Source organism: Oribacterium sp. P9, from assembly GCF_046365365.1.
Taxonomy (GTDB): Bacteria; Bacillota; Clostridia; order Lachnospirales; family Lachnospiraceae; genus Oribacterium.
In genome coordinates this window covers 18,483-33,903 of sequence record NZ_JBKEIS010000013.1, presented here as the reverse complement: position 1 = coordinate 33,903, position 15,421 = coordinate 18,483, and the positions used below count along the sequence as shown (strand labels likewise).

General features: G+C 55.1%; 16 protein-coding genes and 3 tRNA genes. 17 read left to right on the top strand and 2 right to left on the bottom strand.

Translation table 11 applies throughout. From position 1 onward, the window contains the following. Positions 1-3 precede the first annotated feature (3 nt). From ACK8P7_RS08320 to ACK8P7_RS08305, 4 genes are all read left to right on the top strand, one after another. A complete protein-coding gene (locus ACK8P7_RS08320; RefSeq protein ID WP_410043747.1) occupies positions 4-618 on the top strand; it encodes a V-type ATP synthase subunit D in 615 nt (204 codons plus the stop codon). Further along, positions 615-2,471: a V-type ATP synthase subunit I gene (locus ACK8P7_RS08315; protein WP_410043746.1), complete on the top strand. Its 1,857-nt coding sequence runs from the start codon at positions 615-617 to the stop codon at positions 2,469-2,471. Before ACK8P7_RS08320 ends, ACK8P7_RS08315 begins: the two co-directional genes overlap by 4 nt. 30 nt (positions 2,472-2,501) lie before the next feature. Then, positions 2,502-2,954, top strand: coding sequence for a V-type ATP synthase subunit K (locus tag ACK8P7_RS08310; protein ID WP_410043745.1), 453 nt, complete (start codon positions 2,502-2,504; stop codon positions 2,952-2,954). 310 nt (positions 2,955-3,264) lie between these two features. Then, the gene (locus tag ACK8P7_RS08305; protein WP_410043744.1) at positions 3,265-5,247 is read left to right on the top strand and encodes an LCP family protein; all 1,983 of its coding nucleotides are present in this window, start codon (positions 3,265-3,267) and stop codon (positions 5,245-5,247) included. A 208-nt stretch (positions 5,248-5,455) separates the two neighbouring features. Here the strand turns inward: ACK8P7_RS08305 and ACK8P7_RS08300 are convergent. Further along, positions 5,456-5,543: transfer RNA gene (locus ACK8P7_RS08300), tRNA-Ser, on the bottom strand. A 43-nt stretch (positions 5,544-5,586) separates the two neighbouring features. Then, positions 5,587-5,672: transfer RNA gene (locus tag ACK8P7_RS08295), tRNA-Leu, on the bottom strand. Between the two features lie 186 nt (positions 5,673-5,858). Between ACK8P7_RS08295 and ACK8P7_RS08290 the strand changes: the two genes are divergently transcribed. The 13 genes from ACK8P7_RS08290 (at position 5,859) to ACK8P7_RS08230 (ending at position 15,409) form a co-directional block, all read left to right on the top strand. Further along, positions 5,859-6,017 carry a hypothetical protein gene (locus ACK8P7_RS08290; protein ID WP_410043743.1) on the top strand — a complete coding sequence of 53 codons (159 nt, stop codon included), beginning with the start codon at positions 5,859-5,861 and terminating at the stop codon, positions 6,015-6,017. Between the two features lie 26 nt (positions 6,018-6,043). Further along, complete coding sequence (locus ACK8P7_RS08285) at positions 6,044-6,445, top strand: NifB/NifX family molybdenum-iron cluster-binding protein (RefSeq protein WP_410043742.1); 402 nt, start codon at positions 6,044-6,046, stop codon at positions 6,443-6,445. 326 nt (positions 6,446-6,771) lie between these two features. Beyond that, the gene (gene rbr / locus ACK8P7_RS08280; protein WP_410043741.1) at positions 6,772-7,314 is read left to right on the top strand and encodes a rubrerythrin; all 543 of its coding nucleotides are present in this window, start codon (positions 6,772-6,774) and stop codon (positions 7,312-7,314) included. A gap of 191 nt (positions 7,315-7,505) precedes the next feature. Beyond that, positions 7,506-7,880 carry a desulfoferrodoxin family protein gene (locus ACK8P7_RS08275; protein WP_410043740.1) on the top strand — a complete coding sequence of 125 codons (375 nt, stop codon included), beginning with the start codon at positions 7,506-7,508 and terminating at the stop codon, positions 7,878-7,880. 132 nt (positions 7,881-8,012) lie between these two features. Then, entirely contained in the window at positions 8,013-8,216 is a 204-nt protein-coding gene (locus ACK8P7_RS08270) for a ferredoxin-thioredoxin reductase catalytic domain-containing protein (RefSeq protein WP_410043739.1), read from the top strand. Between the two features lie 132 nt (positions 8,217-8,348). Further along, positions 8,349-8,666, top strand: a complete 318-nt coding sequence (gene trxA / locus ACK8P7_RS08265) for a thioredoxin (protein WP_410043738.1) — start codon at positions 8,349-8,351, stop codon at positions 8,664-8,666. Between the two features lie 131 nt (positions 8,667-8,797). Further along, a complete protein-coding gene (locus ACK8P7_RS08260; RefSeq protein WP_410043737.1) occupies positions 8,798-9,895 on the top strand; it encodes a GNAT family N-acetyltransferase in 1,098 nt (365 codons plus the stop codon). A 198-nt stretch (positions 9,896-10,093) separates the two neighbouring features. After that, the gene (locus ACK8P7_RS08255; RefSeq protein ID WP_410043736.1) at positions 10,094-11,203 is read left to right on the top strand and encodes an FAD:protein FMN transferase; all 1,110 of its coding nucleotides are present in this window, start codon (positions 10,094-10,096) and stop codon (positions 11,201-11,203) included. A gap of 203 nt (positions 11,204-11,406) precedes the next feature. Next, a tRNA-Gln gene (locus tag ACK8P7_RS08250) sits at positions 11,407-11,478 on the top strand. Positions 11,479-11,640: 162 nt separating this feature from the next. Further along, positions 11,641-12,459 (top strand): hypothetical protein, encoded by an 819-nt coding sequence (locus ACK8P7_RS08245; RefSeq protein WP_410043735.1) that lies wholly within the window; start codon positions 11,641-11,643, stop codon positions 12,457-12,459. A 53-nt stretch (positions 12,460-12,512) separates the two neighbouring features. After that, on the top strand, positions 12,513-12,992 hold the full coding sequence (mscL, locus tag ACK8P7_RS08240; RefSeq protein ID WP_410043734.1) for a large conductance mechanosensitive channel protein MscL: 480 nt from the start codon (positions 12,513-12,515) through the stop codon (positions 12,990-12,992). A gap of 281 nt (positions 12,993-13,273) precedes the next feature. Then, positions 13,274-14,674, top strand: coding sequence for a cation diffusion facilitator family transporter (locus tag ACK8P7_RS08235; protein WP_410043733.1), 1,401 nt, complete (start codon positions 13,274-13,276; stop codon positions 14,672-14,674). 3 nt (positions 14,675-14,677) lie between these two features. Next, positions 14,678-15,409: an acyl-[acyl-carrier-protein] thioesterase gene (locus tag ACK8P7_RS08230; protein WP_410043732.1), complete on the top strand. Its 732-nt coding sequence runs from the start codon at positions 14,678-14,680 to the stop codon at positions 15,407-15,409. The last annotated feature ends 12 nt before the right edge of the window (positions 15,410-15,421 follow it).

The window sequence follows — 15,421 nt, the reverse complement described above, 5'->3', positions numbered from 1 at the left end:
TCAATGGCGATCAAACTCACGAAAAATGAACAGAAAGTGCAGAAAGATCACCTGAAAGAGTATCAGCGTTACCTGCCGACCCTGCAGCTGAAAAAGCAGCAGCTGCAGTCCGTCATCATGCAGGTGAAGGACGATCTGGCCGCGAAGGAAGTGGAGCGGGAGCAGATGATCGGCGATCTCGATGACTGGGTAGCTGTATTCTCAGAGAACACGCTGTTTGATACAGAGAAACAGCTGGACACTCTGGTACAGCCGGACAAGGTGATCTCCGGTATCGAAAATGTCGCCGGTGTGAAGATCCCGGCCTTCAAGGAGCTGACCTTCAAGGACATCTCCTATAACGTGGATGATTACCCTTTATGGGTGGACACTGCACTGATCAAGCTGCGTGAGATCGCGCGTCTGGATGCGCTGGTTTCAACCCTTCGCAAGCAGGTGGAGCTTCTGGAAAAGGAACTTCGTTCCACATCCCAGCGTGTAAACCTCTTCGAGAAGGTCAAGATACCGGAGGCTAAGGAAAACATCCGTATCATCGGTGTTTACCTCGGTGATCAGCAGACAGCCGCTGTCGTACGCGGCAAGATCGCAAAGAAAAAACTGGTGGAGGCAGGACGATGATAGAAAAAATGAAAATGGTTCACGTCGTGACCACCGCTGAACATAAAGATGACATGCTGGAGGGGCTCCGTTCCCTGGGACTTCTCCATCTGGCAGAGCAGAAGCAGGCGAGTCAGGCTGCGAGTGAGCGCTTCACTGAGCTCGCGCGTGTCTCCTCGAAGCTTCAGGAGTATCTGCCGGAAAGCAAGGATACAAAGAAAGACGCTGCAGGCGAAGCACCGGCACTTCTTTCGGACGAGGCGTTCGAGCAGCTGTACCAGGAGGTTCGGAACGCACTCGCGAAGAAGGATCAGCTGACACAGCAGATCACCGCCGACATCACAGAGATGGAACGCATCGAACCATGGGGACAGTTCTCACCGAAGGATGTCCGCGAGCTTCAGAAGCTCGGCTACGACCTCCATTTCTACCGTGTGGATAAGGATGTATGCGCAGCGATCATGGCAGACGAGAGCCTCCGGGTTCTTCGTCTCGCATCGGTCGATAAGGCAGACACCATCGCCGTGATCGGTACACTCCCGATGAGCTATAACGCGAGTGAATTCACGCTTCCGGAAAAGGGACTCGCCGAGCTGCAGCAGGATATCGCGGATTGCCAGCAGGCACAGGCAGCCTGTGATGCGCTCCTTCAAAAGGCGGCGCTTCATGAAAACAGCTTCCATCAGAAGCTGCTCGACGCGCAGAACGCAGAGGAGTACTCCTCCGCAAGCGAAACCGCGGAAGGCGATACACAGCTCGTATGGCTGTCCGGTTACATCCCGGAGATCTATCTCGACCGGTTCAAGGAAGGTGCCCGCGAGAATCACTGGGCATACGCGATCGACGAAGTTTCCACTGAGGATGAGCACATCCCGACGAAGCTTCGCTACAACAAGGTCAGCAAGCTGATCAAGCCGCTCTATGATATGCTGGGCATCCTGCCTGGATACTATGAGACGGATATCTCACTCTGGTTCCTGCTGTTCTTCGCACTGTTCTTCGCGATGATCATCGGAGACGGTGGCTACGGCCTCCTGTTCCTGATCGGCACCATCGTGATGATCAAGAAGAGCGGAAAAATCGACACCGCGAGCTTCCTGCTCCTGGTACTGTCGACCTCAACCGTGATCTGGGGTGCCATCACCGGTACCTGGTTCGGTATGGAATCTGCGATGAAGGTTCCGTTCCTCCGCGCACTGGTTCTGCCGGGCTTTGCGAACTATCCGCAGTACTTCGATGTACCGGCCGCACTGCAGCAGAACAACATGATGAAGTTCTCCTTCACCATCGGTGCAATGCAGATGGAGCTCGGAAGCCTCCTCGCCGTCAAAAAGAAGATGGAAGAGAAGGATCTCAGCTTCCTGTCCGATATCGGATGGTTATTTACCATCTGTGGCATGTACCTTCTGGCACTCTACCTCGTATTACACGAGCAGCTTCCGCTGACACCGGTCGTTGCAGCGGTGGCGATCGGCTTCGTACTGGTTCTCTTTACGAACGGCATGGCACCGGGCAAGAGCATCGGCGCAGGTATCGCTTCGAGCTTAGGCGGAGCATTTACCGTCTTCCTGAACACGATCAGCTGCTTCGGTAATATCATGAGCTACATCCGACTCTTCGCCGTAGGCATGGCGGGACTCGCGATCGCTCAGAGCTTTAACAACATGGCCGCAGGTCTTGCACATGGACCTTTGATGATTGCTGCCGTCGTGATCGTACTGATCGGACACGTCATCAATATCGTTATGTGTATTCTCTCTGTCGTTGTACATGGTGTACGTCTGAACGTGCTCGAGTTCTCCGGACAGGTAGGACTGGAGTGGACCGGTATCGCGTACAACCCGTTCAGATTAAACGATAAAATTAAACAGTAAGCTTTTCAGATAAGCAAAAAGGAGATTATTATGAATATCGCTTTTATTGGTATGGCAGCAGCACTTGGTCTCTCTGCATTAGGTTCCGCATTTGGTACCGGTATCGCCGGTCAGTCCGCTGTAGGCGCATGGAAGAAGTGCTATGCACAGGGTAAGCAGGCACCGTTCATCATGACGGCATTTGCCGGCGCACCGCTGACACAGACCATCTACGGTTTCCTTCTGATGAACTTCATCGCGAGTGCGTACAATGCAGGCACCATCGATCCTGCACTGTCCCTCGGTGTCGGTATCTTCGGTGGTATCGCGATCGGCTTCTCCGCTATGTTCCAGGGCAAGGTAGCCGCTGCTTCTGCGGATGCACTCGGTGCAACCGGTAAGGGTACTGCGAACTACTTCGTCGTGATCGGTGTCGCTGAGACCGTCGCCGTGTTCGCACTGGTATTCTGCATGCTGCTTCTCAACACAGCAACCATCGCATAAAGCACAACAGAACAGGTTCTGATGAGGCCATCGGCATCCGCCGATGGCCTTTTTTTATGACAGTTCAGTTCCCGGAAGCTGCACCACGACATTCTTTATTAATTTCTAATGACAATCGAGTGAATATCCTTTGTTTCTAAGTTAAGCTCTGTTATAATGCCGTCGGAACAAGGTATCGTCAGGTAGGTTATCCTCTAAAGAGAAACTGACGACTATCTCGATGATAAATTAAGCAAAAGAAGAAAACCCGGAACAGCGGGAGAAAGGATCATCGCTTCTGTCTATGGGACAGTGCAGATGATGCATGCATATGAATAATCAGGATTTCGAACATCAGAATCATCAGGACGGGCTTGAGGTGCCGAATATCGCGCCGCGTCGTGAGGGTGGTGCGCGTCCGCCTCGGCGGACAGCGCCGTCTCGTGCAGCACAGCAGCGGATGGAGGAGCTTCGCTACCGGACGAGTCGTGTCGAGGCGAGCTTCGAGGAGGATGAGGACAGCGCATATGCGGATGCGGCAGCTTCTTCGATGAGCGGCGCAGGGCAGACGCATCGCACGGACGGTGCATATGACCGTACGGCGGAGCGGACAAATGCGCAGGGACGTCGTATGGACGATGCGATGGTTGCAGGTGTGCAGGGCAGACGGAACGGTCATCCGCGGATGAGCGACGAAATGTCAGCGAACGCGCCGAGACAGCGTGTCGGAGATATGCGGATGAATCATGATGTGTCGAACACCGCGCAGGGCCTGCGTGCGAATGCTTCTGCCGGGGCCGGTAACGCGCCGCGGCGGGCACGCGGGAGGAAAAGGGCGAACTGGGGCCGTCGTGTGATGGCCGGTATCCTCGTGCTGGTCGTCATCATTGGCGGCTTCTTCGGCTGCAGTGCCGTGAAATCGCTCGGTCAGTCGACGTACTGGACGGTGGCGGTGTTTGGTGTCGATTCGCGTGACGGAAATCTCGGTGCGGGGGCGCTCAGTGATGTTATCATGCTCGCGAGCATCAACCGAAAGACGGGGGATGTCAACCTCACGTCGGTTTACCGCGATACGTATCTTCAGATCGATGACGAGGGAAAGTACCATAAGATCAACGAGGCGTACTTCAAGGGTGGTCCGAAGCAGGCCATCGCAACGCTGAACCGGAACTTCGATCTCGACATCGATGATTATGTGACCTTCAACTGGAAGGCGGTCGCCGAGGGCCTCAATGTGCTCGGTGGCGTCGATCTCGATATCAGCGATAAAGAATTTGCGTATATCAATGCGTTCATCACGGAGACGGTGCAGGGTACGGGGCTCGGCTCCGTGCAGCTCGAGCACAGCGGCATGAACCATCTCGATGGTGTACAGGCCGTCGCGTATGCGCGTCTTCGTCTCATGGATACCGATTTCAACCGTACGGCGCGTCAGCGGAAGGTGCTGGAGCTCGCGATGCAGAAGGCGAAGGCAGCCAGCAAGAAGACGCTGGTGGCGACGGCGATGGAGGTCATGCCAGATATCCAGACGAGTATCGGCGCGGACGATATCCTGGATATCGCGAAGACCGTGAAGAAGTATACTATTCAGAACGCTGTCGGCTTCCCGTTCTCACGTGATACCACAAACGTCGGAAAGATGAATGTCGTCGTGCCGGCGACGCTCGTATCGAACGTAGCGCAGCTGCACCCGTTCCTGTATGGCGATGATGCGACCGGCTACACACCGAGTGCGAAGGTGCAGGAGATCTCCGCGCACATCCAGAAGAAGACCGGCATCGGGGAGCTGCCGAATGCAGACATCCCGAAGATCGGTGGCGGCACCGGTGTGACGAAGGCAGCAGAGGCAGCCGCGAACAGCGGTGACAGCGGAAAGTCCGGAAACAGTGGTCAGAATCCGGCTGCGGCTGTGGAAACGCCGGCACCGGAAACCGCCGCGGCAGCAGAGAGCGAATCTGCGCTTGAATCCACCGAAGTGACTGCGAACGACCAGACGACGGAAGAAGAGAGCACCATCGAGGAGCTTTCGAAGGGCGAGGAATCGAAGAAGGACGAGCATTCGAACGAGCCGGAGGCTTCTGATAAGAACACCTCGTTCGGAAACGGTGGTTCAAATGGCAACTCGGATACGAATGTGTCTTCGGATAAGCATACTTCCTCCGGAAAAGCGGACAGCTCTGATCAGAACGATTCGTCTGATCGACATAACGGTGGCACATCCGTAAAGGAAACGGAAAATGCCGGCCCGGAGGTCGGACCGGTCGCGCCGCCACAGACGACGGAAGCGGGGCCGATCGCAGAAACCGCCGCGTGATTCGCAGTAACAGCTCAGCCGGGTGAGGAAATCACCCGGCTGATGCTATAGTTTTAATCAAACTGTACACGCAAGGATCATTTTAAAAATTATGTATACGAATATCTCTGCAAAAACCAAAAAACGGCCTTTATGTGTATATTCCGACGCAAAAAAGCCTGAAACCGATGGAATCCTTCATTCCATCGGTTTCAGGCTTTTCATTGAGCGGAGATGCAGGGATTTGAACCCTGGCGCCGTTTAACCGGCCTAGCGCATTTCGAGTGCGCCCCCTTCGGCCACTTGGGTACATCTCCATTTTATAACACTAGAGGATGGATCTCTCGAACCATCCTCTAATGCCGGTAGTCGGGGTCGAACCGACACGACCATCACTGGTCACAGGATTTTAAGTCCTGAGCGTCTGCCTATTCCGCCATACCGGCAGGACCAAATTATAATACACAAAAACAGCGTGCTTGTCAATATTCGATTCGCGGATTGACTTTTCCCTTCTGATTGCGCATAATCGGTATATACCGGAAATAAAGGAGGATACAGCGATGCCGAGATCGCCATGATGCCGTCGAATCTGCAGTGCGCCCAGGGTGGAGCGATTCTGCCCATGCAATGTGGCAGAGAGCGCTCCGATTCTGCTGACGCTCGATGAGTACGAGGTCATCCGTCTCGTGGATCTCAAGCAGGCCAGGATGACATCAGCGAAACGCCAGATGTTGGAAGCGAATGCGGCAGCGCGGGTAAATCCGGCACTTGCTGTACCTCTGGTTTAACCAGTGATCATAAAGGAAATATCATCATGAGAATTGCAGTAACCTATGAAAACGGACAGATTTTCCAGCACTTCGGACATACCGCACAGTTTAAGATCTACGATGTCGCAAACGGCGAAATCGTTCGTGCAGAAGTAGTGGATACGAACGGCAGTGGCCACGGCGCACTGGCAGGCTTCCTGATGCAGCTCGGTGTCGATGCACTGATCTGTGGCGGCATCGGTGGTGGTGCACAAATGGCACTCGCCGAGGTCGGTATCCGTCTTTTCGGTGGGGTCAGCGGGGACGCAGATGCAGCGGTCAATGCACTCATCGCTGGAAATCTCGGCTATAACCCGGATGTGCACTGTAACCACCATGATCACGAGCACGGCGAGGGCGAACACAGCTGTGGCAGTCACGGCTGCGGCAATCACGGCTGCCACTGATGCCGATCTCGCAAGCTAAGAGAACACAGAGCGTTTGCAGATAAGCGCGTATCCGAAGCGTAAGCCGTAATTGGGAATGCACATACGCAAAAACTGTATAGGCGGTAAGTTGCAGTACTGCAAATTGCGGCGTATGAATAGTCCCCTTGTCAAGGACACAAGAGATTTTAGTTGCCCCTATTTTCAGACAGCTATGAATCTGAACACGCTGTTTAATAATGAGCCATGAATTCGAAAGTTTTTATAAACTCTGAGGCCGGCCTGCGCCGGCCTTTTGCGAAGCTGGTATAATGATGATATGATTAAAGCACGAAAGGAGATATGTGATGGAAAAGAATAAGTATGCAGGCACACAAACCGAGAAGAATCTGATGGAGGCATTCGCCGGCGAATCGCAGGCACGCAATAAGTACACCTACTTCGCTTCGAAGGCGAAGAAGGACGGCTACGAGCAGATCGCTGCGCTGTTCCTGAAGACGGCGGACAACGAGAAGGAACATGCGAAGCTGTGGTTCAAGGAGCTGAACGGCATCGGGGATACCGCTGAGAACCTGAAGGCAGCCGCCGAGGGTGAGAACTACGAGTGGACCGATATGTATGAGGGCTTCGCGAAGACCGCAGAGGAAGAGGGCTTCCCTGAGCTCGCTCACCGCTTCCGCCTCGTAGCCGCGATTGAAAAGCATCACGAGGAGCGCTATCGCGCACTGCTGCATAACGTCGAGATGGCCGAGGTCTTCGCGAAGAGCGAGGTCAAGGTCTGGGAGTGCCGCAACTGCGGACACATCGTCATCGGCGAGAAGGCCCCGGAGGTCTGCCCGACCTGCAACCACCCGCAGAGCTATTTCGAGGTGCACGCAGAGAACTATTGATCCGCTATGTTTCATAGCACTGTACGTTTATCCGGGCGAACACTGGCAGAATGTGACCTCATCGAAGGATGAACGCACACGACGGTGAGTACAGAAGAGCATCGCCATAAGCATAAACGTACACGACGGTGGGAGCAGAAGACCATCGCCATGATCATAAACTCAACACTACGAAGAAAGGAGATCGTAACATGGAGCAGAAGTATTATATTTGTAAGCATTGTGGAAACATCGTCTTAAAAGCAAAGGACAGCGGCGTCCCGGTGGTCTGCTGCGGCGAGCCGATGACGGAGCTCATCGCCGGCACCAGTGACGGTGCACGGGAGAAGCATGTTCCGGTATGGAGCGTAGAGAACGGGATCGTGCATGTACAGGTCGGCTCTGTGGAGCATCCGATGCTGCCGGAGCACTACATCGAGTGGATCTCCGTCTTTACGAAGCAGGGCTATCAGCATAAGGAACTGCATCCGGGCGAGAAGCCGGTCGCAGACTTCGCACTCTGTGCGGGCGACGAGGTGGAGGCGGTCTACGCCTACTGTAACCTCCACAGCCTCTGGAAGGCTTAACGAAATCGCAGCCGAAACGCCATCGTAAGCCTCCGAAAGAGCCAGCGAAGCTACACATCCGGTGCCTTCACGGCACCGGATGTTTTTCCATAAGCACCCGCCATCATCCAGCAGAAAGACGAGGTGAGAAACATGAAAATAGAACTGAATCTGGATCAGGATGTGGTGAATACCGTCCGTGAAGGTCTGAAGCGCACTGGTGGCTACTGTCCATGCCGCCTCGAGCGTACGGAAGAGACGAAGTGCATGTGTAAGGAATTTAAGGACCAGATCGCCGACCCAAACTATGAGGGTTTCTGTCACTGCATGCTGTACTACAAATCACTGAAGGACTGAGTGCGCGATGCGTCGAGCAGCCAGGCGCTCTCCGTCCAGTGACGAACGATCCGGCTGACAGCATTGGCGAAACACATAAACGACCACGCCCGCCACATCCACCGGCAGGGCCGAAAAGAGAAAGGAGCCTGTATGGCTGAGCTTAAAATCACTGCAACAAATTTCGAAACCGAAGTGCTTCACTCTACGAAGCCGGTGCTGATCGACTTCTACGCGGACTGGTGCGGACCGTGCAAGATGCTGTCTCCGATCGTGCATGAGATCGCCGAGGAGTATGCGGATACGCTGAAGGTAGGAAAGGTCAATGTCGACGAGCAAATGGATCTCGCGATGCGCTTCAATGTTTCCAGCATCCCGATGCTGGCGCTGATTCAGGACGGAAAGATGATCGACCAGTCGATCGGCTACTGCCCGAAGGAAGACATCCTCGCGATGCTGAAGAAGCTCTGAGTTGCGACATGCCTCACTTCATCGAAGAAACGACGTACTGCAGATCAGAAAAAGAGAAAGAAGGTCATCGCACAGGCGGTGGCCTTTTTTTGCGTCTATGCTATAATACTGTCAATTATCGGAGGTGAACTATGGAATTCAGAACCTATAAAAACCGCATCGTGCTGGTGGATGACGAAGAGCAGGCACTGGCAGAGATCGATTTCCCGGCGATGGAAGAGGAGCCGGGGACGGTCGAAATCACCCATACCTATGTCGATGAGAGTCTGCGTGGTCGGGGGCTCGCCGGGAAGCTCATGGCGCGGCTCATCACCTACCTCGAGCGAAATCAGCTGAAAGCATATCCGAGCTGCAGCTACGCCGTGGACTGGTTCGCGAAGCACAGCGAAGCCGCGCATCTTCTGAGCCCATCCTACATGCCGACCGACACAGCCCAGCAGCCCGTGCTGGACATGCCCGAACGGACGCAGCCGTCCATGTCCACCGGCTCCACGCTGAACGCCACGACCATCACGATCCCGGTGGCTGACACCGCATCTTCCACGGCAGACATGGCCTCTTCCGGCAGCACACGGCCTTCCACACCGCGCGCTGCTTCTGATTTCGCGGCAGAGCCGTCCACCGGACGACCAGGCAGCGTACGAAACCGCCATGCGAATCCACTTCCGAACCAGGAAGAGAAAGAAGAGGACGCCTATTTCCGTGACACAGCATACGGCGACGAAGAGGAGGATGGCCCAGTCGATGGCGGCATCCGCGACCGCATGCTCATGGGCGTGAACCGTGTCCTGCAGCTCTTCTCTGTGGCCGCACTGATCCTCCTGTATCTTCTCATGGTCGTACCGGCGCTCGAAAACCTGAACGCCCTCGGCCCGATCGAGTCGATGATCACGGACCACAATGTCGCCGAAATCACCTTCATCTCGGTTTTCGCGAGCATCACGCTGTTCAGCCTGATCTCCCTCTTCTGGATGCTCTCCAGAAAGAAATATGTGCGCTACGGCACGCTGGAAACGATTGATACCGGTCGCGGCATGACCGCCTTCATCCTCCTGCTCCTCGTGGAGGTGATCGCCCTGCTCCTGAGCCCGATCATGGAATCTGCGCAGCCCGTCATCGTGGGCCTTGCCATCGCCTCCACCCGCCTCGTCGTGAACCGCGCGATGATCCTCATGGCCGGCGGCGTCGGCCTCGTCCTCTCCGTGATTCGGAAGATCATCCGGCATTGACAGAAGGCGCCCGCATCCCTATACTGAATGCTCGGCTCTAAGCTGCAGCAGAGGCCAATGTCTCCAGCTGCCCACGATCCGAAAGAGAGCGGCAGTGAAACGCATACAGCCCCTCCTGCGTACACGTAACAGTGCCGGCAGGGAGCGGCCCCCTGCCGGCACCGTTACGCCTACATCCTTTGAAAGAGAGAACATCGATTGAGAAACATAAAACTGAAGCAAATGCTGGCGCTTCTCTGCGCCGGCCTCACACTGGCCTGCAGCCTGCCGGGCTGCAGCCGCGCGACGAAGCTCGAGCGCTACAACAAGCAGTTCCTGGATGTCTTCGACACCGTCTCGATGGAGATCGGCTTCGAGAAGAGTGAAGCGGATTTCCAGAAGTGTTATGAGAGCTCCCACGCACAGCTCCTGAAGGAGCATAGGCTCTACGACATCTATAACGACTACGAGGGCATCAACAACCTGAAAACCGTCAATGACAACGCCGGCATTCAGCCGGTAAAGGTCGATCCGGATCTCCTTTCCCTCATAAAATGGGGCAAGGAGGTCTACACCCTCACCGATGGCAGGGTCAATATCGCCTACGGCGCAGTGCTGCATCTCTGGCATGACAAGCGGGAAGCCGGGATCGAAGATCCGGCACACGCTGAGCTGCCGGATCAGGCCGCACTGGAGGAAGCCGTGAAGCATACAAACATCGAGGATGTCATCATCGACGACGCAGCCGGCACTATCTACCTGAAGGACCCGGAGATGAGCCTGGACGTCGGCGGCATCGGCAAGGGATATGCGACGGAAAATGCTGCAAAGCTGATTCAGAACGAGGGTTCGGAAAACTTCCTCCTGAACCTCGGCGGTAATGTGCGTGCGATCGGTATCAAAGGCGATGGCGCGAAGTGGGTCTGCCCGGTGGAGAGTCCGGAATACCGCGACAGCCAGACCGGCGACCAGTACGCGATCGTCTGCTACCTCGATGGCCGCTCCCTCGTCACCTCCGGTGATTATGAGCGCTATTTCGTCGTGAACGGTCAGCGCTATCATCACATCATCGATCCGGATACCCTGTATCCGGCGAAGTATCATCGCAGTGTATCAATTCTGACCGAGGATTCCGGCCTCGCCGACGCTCTGTCGACCGCGCTCTTTATGATGCCGGTCGAGGATGGCAAGGCACTGATCCAGTCCATCCGCGAGGGCAGCAGTCCCCTCGGTGCTGACTTCCGGGTCGAGGACCTCGAAGCTATGTGGATCGACGCAGACGGGCACCAGGAGTACACGGATGGCTTCCTGAACTATACGAAAGCATAAGTGTTCAGCTAAGGGGACCCGGAGGGGCGGCAACGGAGGCACAATACTCCGAGACCGGTAAAATCTAAGCCGGGGACCCTGGCTGAACTATACCTCCTACGGGCCCCTCCGGGGCCCCGAAAAATTTTAAAATTAGTTGTTGACAAATGTTTTAAAGTCAGGTACTATATACGAGTCGCTTGAAGCGAGCGACACAAACACATAGCGCTGTCGCCAAGTGGTAAGGCAACGGATTCTGATTCCGTCATTCCCAGGTTCGAATCCTGGTAGCGCTGCGAAAGATCCCAGAACTTTGGTTATCAAGGTCTTGGGATTTTTTTGTAAGAAAAAGAACTGAATATGTTCCTTGCCATCTGTCCTCTGAAAAGCTAACATAAGAGTATACGAAAAAGTGGGACGAGCCCACAAAAATACATGGACGCCATGGAGGAAAAAGTATGAAATTACGTAAGTTAAGCGCAATCATGATGGCCGCTGTTGTCGCGACCTCGACACCAGCCGGTGCCGTACTCGGTCAGATCACAGCCTATGCATCCAAGAAGGATGACGATGAAGAGTATGATTATTCTTGTGAAGGCGCAGAATGGGATGTACAGGAGGACGCCAACGGCAAGATTCACATCTATGCCACTTGGGATGCTTCCGATGACAGTTCTAAAGCAACAATCAAGGTTCGTCGTAATGATGGCGGTACAGGTATTTCCATAACAACCAATACAAAAATCGGTTCCGTAGATATAACTCCAAAGATTAAGGCCTATGGAAAAACCGGCGATTACACCTTTAAAATCACAGCAAGTAAAAAGAGTACTGGTGAAACCTCTGTTTCCACATCCGAGTCTGATTTCCTCGAGATCGATTCCGATATGATGAAGAAGCTTTCTTCCACCGCTGCAACCAACAGTGGTGTAAATACAAATAACACACCTGGTTCTTCCATCCCGACACCGGGCACTGCAGGCACACCGGGTACCCCGGGTACCCCGGGCACACCGAGTGCAGGTCCTAGCGGCACCAGCGCACCGGCAACTCAGTCGACCAGCACCAGCGGTGACTTCCTCACGAACGGTGTCATCACCGACTGGGGCATCGGCCACGTTTACCTCGTAAACGGCGCACCGGTCTTCAGCAAGTGGATCGTGGATTCCGGCAAGCTCTACCACATCGGTGCAAACGGCTTCATGGATAAGAACCTGATTTTCTCGGACTACACCGGCACACACTATGTCGGCGCAGACGGCGCACTGATATACTGATCTTAGAACTGTAAACCACGTTGAAACCGTCCTTCCGGACGCAGGGGGAAAATATGAAGCGTTTTATACAGGAGTTTAAGGAGTTTGCCATCAAGGGCAACATGGTCGATCTGGCGGTCGGCATGATCATCGGCTCGGCCTTCACCTCACTTGTGAAGTCCGTCGTCGACAATCTCTTCATGCCGATCCTGTCCATCTTCACCGGAAAGCTGGATTTCACCAACATGTTCATCCCGCTCGCCGGACAGACCACGAAGATCTACAGCGAGGCGGTCGAGCAGGGCGCAGTATTCGCGTATGGTGCCTTCCTCACCGAGCTGATTTCCTTCCTCGTGATGGCACTGGTGGTCTTCCTCTTCGTGAAGGAGATCAACCACCTGCGGAAGCCGAAGGCGGAGCCGACACCAGCTGCTCCGACCACGAAGATCTGCCCGTACTGCATGTCGGAGATCGACGTGAAGGCGACCCGCTGCCCGCATTGCACCTCGAAGCTGGAGGGCTTTCAGATCGATCCGGCAGAGCTGAACAGCTAAACGTCGAAGATGTTACTGTTCAAACGTAGTTAAGTCAAGGCGTGGCTCGGCGGAACAGTACGAAGATTACCCGATTGACCGTGCCACAGATAATTCACTTGACGAAACACCTGTGAGCGTTTATGATTCTAAAACGCTCACAGGTGTTTTATGTATCCTGAGGCCCGCTGAAGGGCAGCAGTGCACAGATCCGTGTCGTGCGATCGCACAGCGCCGGGTGAGCACAGGGCGGTGACATCAGCCGTAACAAGAGTCTGTTGGATGAGTTAACAGAGGCGAATATGAACGAACATACTGAACGAACGAAAATATCTGAGAGAGCAGGTCTGACGGGAATCGTATGCAACCTGCTCCTTTTTGTATTTAAAATTTCCATCGGCATCATCATCAACTCCGTGTCGATCATGGCCGATGGCTTTAACAACCTGTCCGACGCCGGCAGCTCCGCGATCTCCGTGGTCGGCTCGAAGATGGCCGGAAAGAAAGCCGACGAGGATCACCCCTTCGGGCACGGGCGCATCGAGTACATCGCGGCCTTCATCGTCTCGATCCTGGTACTGAACGTCGGCCTCAGCTCCCTGCAGGATTCCTTTCAGAAGATCCTGCATCCGGAGATAATGCACTACAGCATCTATGCCGCCGTGATCCTGCTCGTTTCCATGCTGGCGAAGCTCGGCCTCGCGCTGTTCTACCGTCGCGTCGCAGAGAAAATCGACTCGAACATCTACCGTGCGTCGAGCCAGGATGCCTTCATGGATATCCTCACGACCGCGACGACCTTCGCGTCCCTCCTGATTTTCCATTTCTTCGACCGGAACATCGATGCCTATGTCGGCCTCCTCGTCTCCCTGATCGTCCTCTGGAACGGTGTCGGCATCGCACGGGAGACCCTGGCACCGCTGATCGGCGACTCCATCGATCCGGAGCTCTTTTATACCATCATCGATTTCGTCGAGCGCTATCCGGGCATCCTCGGAAGTCATGACCTGATCGTCCATAACTACGGTCCGAACCAGTACATGGCCACCATCCATGCCGAGGTGGACGGCCGCAGCGACATCGAAAGCGCCCATGACCTCATCGACCGGATCGAGCATGACTGCGAAACACAGCTCGGCGTCCACCTGGTGATTCACATGGACCCGATTCATAACGACGATGAGACCCGCTTTTACAGGGCAATGCTGGCGAACATCCTCGCCGAGCTCTCCCCGGAGAGCAGCTTCCACGATTTCCGTATCCGGCACAGCTCCGACGTCGCGCAGCTCGTAAAAGAGAAGCATACGAAGCACAGCTTCGTCGCGGGCAGCAACGGTGCGCAGACGCAGAAGCTCATCTACCTGGTGTTCGATCTCATCACACCATGGAACCTGACGAAGGAAGAAGAAAACCAGCTCCTGCACGGCATCCAGAACCGGATGCAGATCGAGAATCCGGATGTGCGCTGCATCATCCAGCTCGATAAGCCGTACATGCACACGCACTCCGCCGAGGAGGACGCCGAAGCACGGGCACGTGCTACGGAGGATCTCGAACACACAGAGCAGCCAGAGGGCACAGAACATAAGCAGTCAGGTGCCGTCGGCACTGGCGGCACAGACGCAGTCCAGCCACATGATGGCTGCACTGCAGGCACAGACGAAGCGAAGACAGTTCCATACAACAGCACAGAAGGAGAGTAACGCATGTACGAATTTAACGAGCGGGTCCGCTATTCCGAGACAGACGAGCATGAGCAGGCGACGATACTTTCGGTCGTGAATTACCTGCAGGACTGCAGTACCTTCCACTCGACGGAGGTCGGCCTCACGGTCGATTATCTGCGGGAGATGAAGCGCGCCTGGCTGCTTAGCTACTGGGACATCTATATCGAGCGCATGCCGAAGCTCTGTGAGCGCCTCACGATCGGCACCTGCCCGCATGCCTTCCGCGGCGTGCTGGCACACCGTAACTTCTGGATCAAGGACGAAGCCGGTGCCTACATCCTGCGCGCCGACAGCCTCTGGTTCTGCTATGACACCGAGCGTATGCGTCCTGCGAAAATCACCGAGGATATGCTGACGCCGTTCGGCGAGATGCGGGATGTGCTGGCGCTCCCGGCCAGCGAGCGAAAGATCACGGAACCGGAAGTGCTCACGGAAGCCGCACCGATCCTCGTGCAGCCGCATCACATCGACAGTAATCATCACGTCAACAACGCACAGTACATCGCGATCGCCGACGAGGTGCTCACCGAGGCAGCCGGTGGAAAAGAGCGTTTTCACGCTGGTCGCATCCGCGCAGAGTATCGTAAGGCGGCCGTGCTCGGGGATACAATGCTTCCGAAATATGGATCGTCACCAGACGGCGGGCTGATCGTCAGCCTCCAGAGCCCTGCCGGCGAGGTCTACTGTAATGTAGAGTTTATCCGCAGCTGAACGGGCGGTATG

Coding starts and splice junctions, on each gene's coding strand:
- ACK8P7_RS08320 (WP_410043747.1), top strand. CDS start 4: ATGGCGATCAAACTCACGAAAAATGAACAGAAAGTGCAGAAAGATCAC.
- ACK8P7_RS08315 (WP_410043746.1), top strand. CDS start 615: ATGATAGAAAAAATGAAAATGGTTCACGTCGTGACCACCGCTGAACAT.
- ACK8P7_RS08310 (WP_410043745.1), top strand. CDS start 2,502: ATGAATATCGCTTTTATTGGTATGGCAGCAGCACTTGGTCTCTCTGCA.
- ACK8P7_RS08305 (WP_410043744.1), top strand. CDS start 3,265: ATGAATAATCAGGATTTCGAACATCAGAATCATCAGGACGGGCTTGAG.
- ACK8P7_RS08285 (WP_410043742.1), top strand. CDS start 6,044: ATGAGAATTGCAGTAACCTATGAAAACGGACAGATTTTCCAGCACTTC.
- rbr (WP_410043741.1), top strand. CDS start 6,772: ATGGAAAAGAATAAGTATGCAGGCACACAAACCGAGAAGAATCTGATG.
- ACK8P7_RS08275 (WP_410043740.1), top strand. CDS start 7,506: ATGGAGCAGAAGTATTATATTTGTAAGCATTGTGGAAACATCGTCTTA.
- ACK8P7_RS08270 (WP_410043739.1), top strand. CDS start 8,013: ATGAAAATAGAACTGAATCTGGATCAGGATGTGGTGAATACCGTCCGT.
- trxA (WP_410043738.1), top strand. CDS start 8,349: ATGGCTGAGCTTAAAATCACTGCAACAAATTTCGAAACCGAAGTGCTT.
- ACK8P7_RS08260 (WP_410043737.1), top strand. CDS start 8,798: ATGGAATTCAGAACCTATAAAAACCGCATCGTGCTGGTGGATGACGAA.
- ACK8P7_RS08245 (WP_410043735.1), top strand. CDS start 11,641: ATGAAATTACGTAAGTTAAGCGCAATCATGATGGCCGCTGTTGTCGCG.
- mscL (WP_410043734.1), top strand. CDS start 12,513: ATGAAGCGTTTTATACAGGAGTTTAAGGAGTTTGCCATCAAGGGCAAC.
- ACK8P7_RS08235 (WP_410043733.1), top strand. CDS start 13,274: ATGAACGAACATACTGAACGAACGAAAATATCTGAGAGAGCAGGTCTG.
- ACK8P7_RS08230 (WP_410043732.1), top strand. CDS start 14,678: ATGTACGAATTTAACGAGCGGGTCCGCTATTCCGAGACAGACGAGCAT.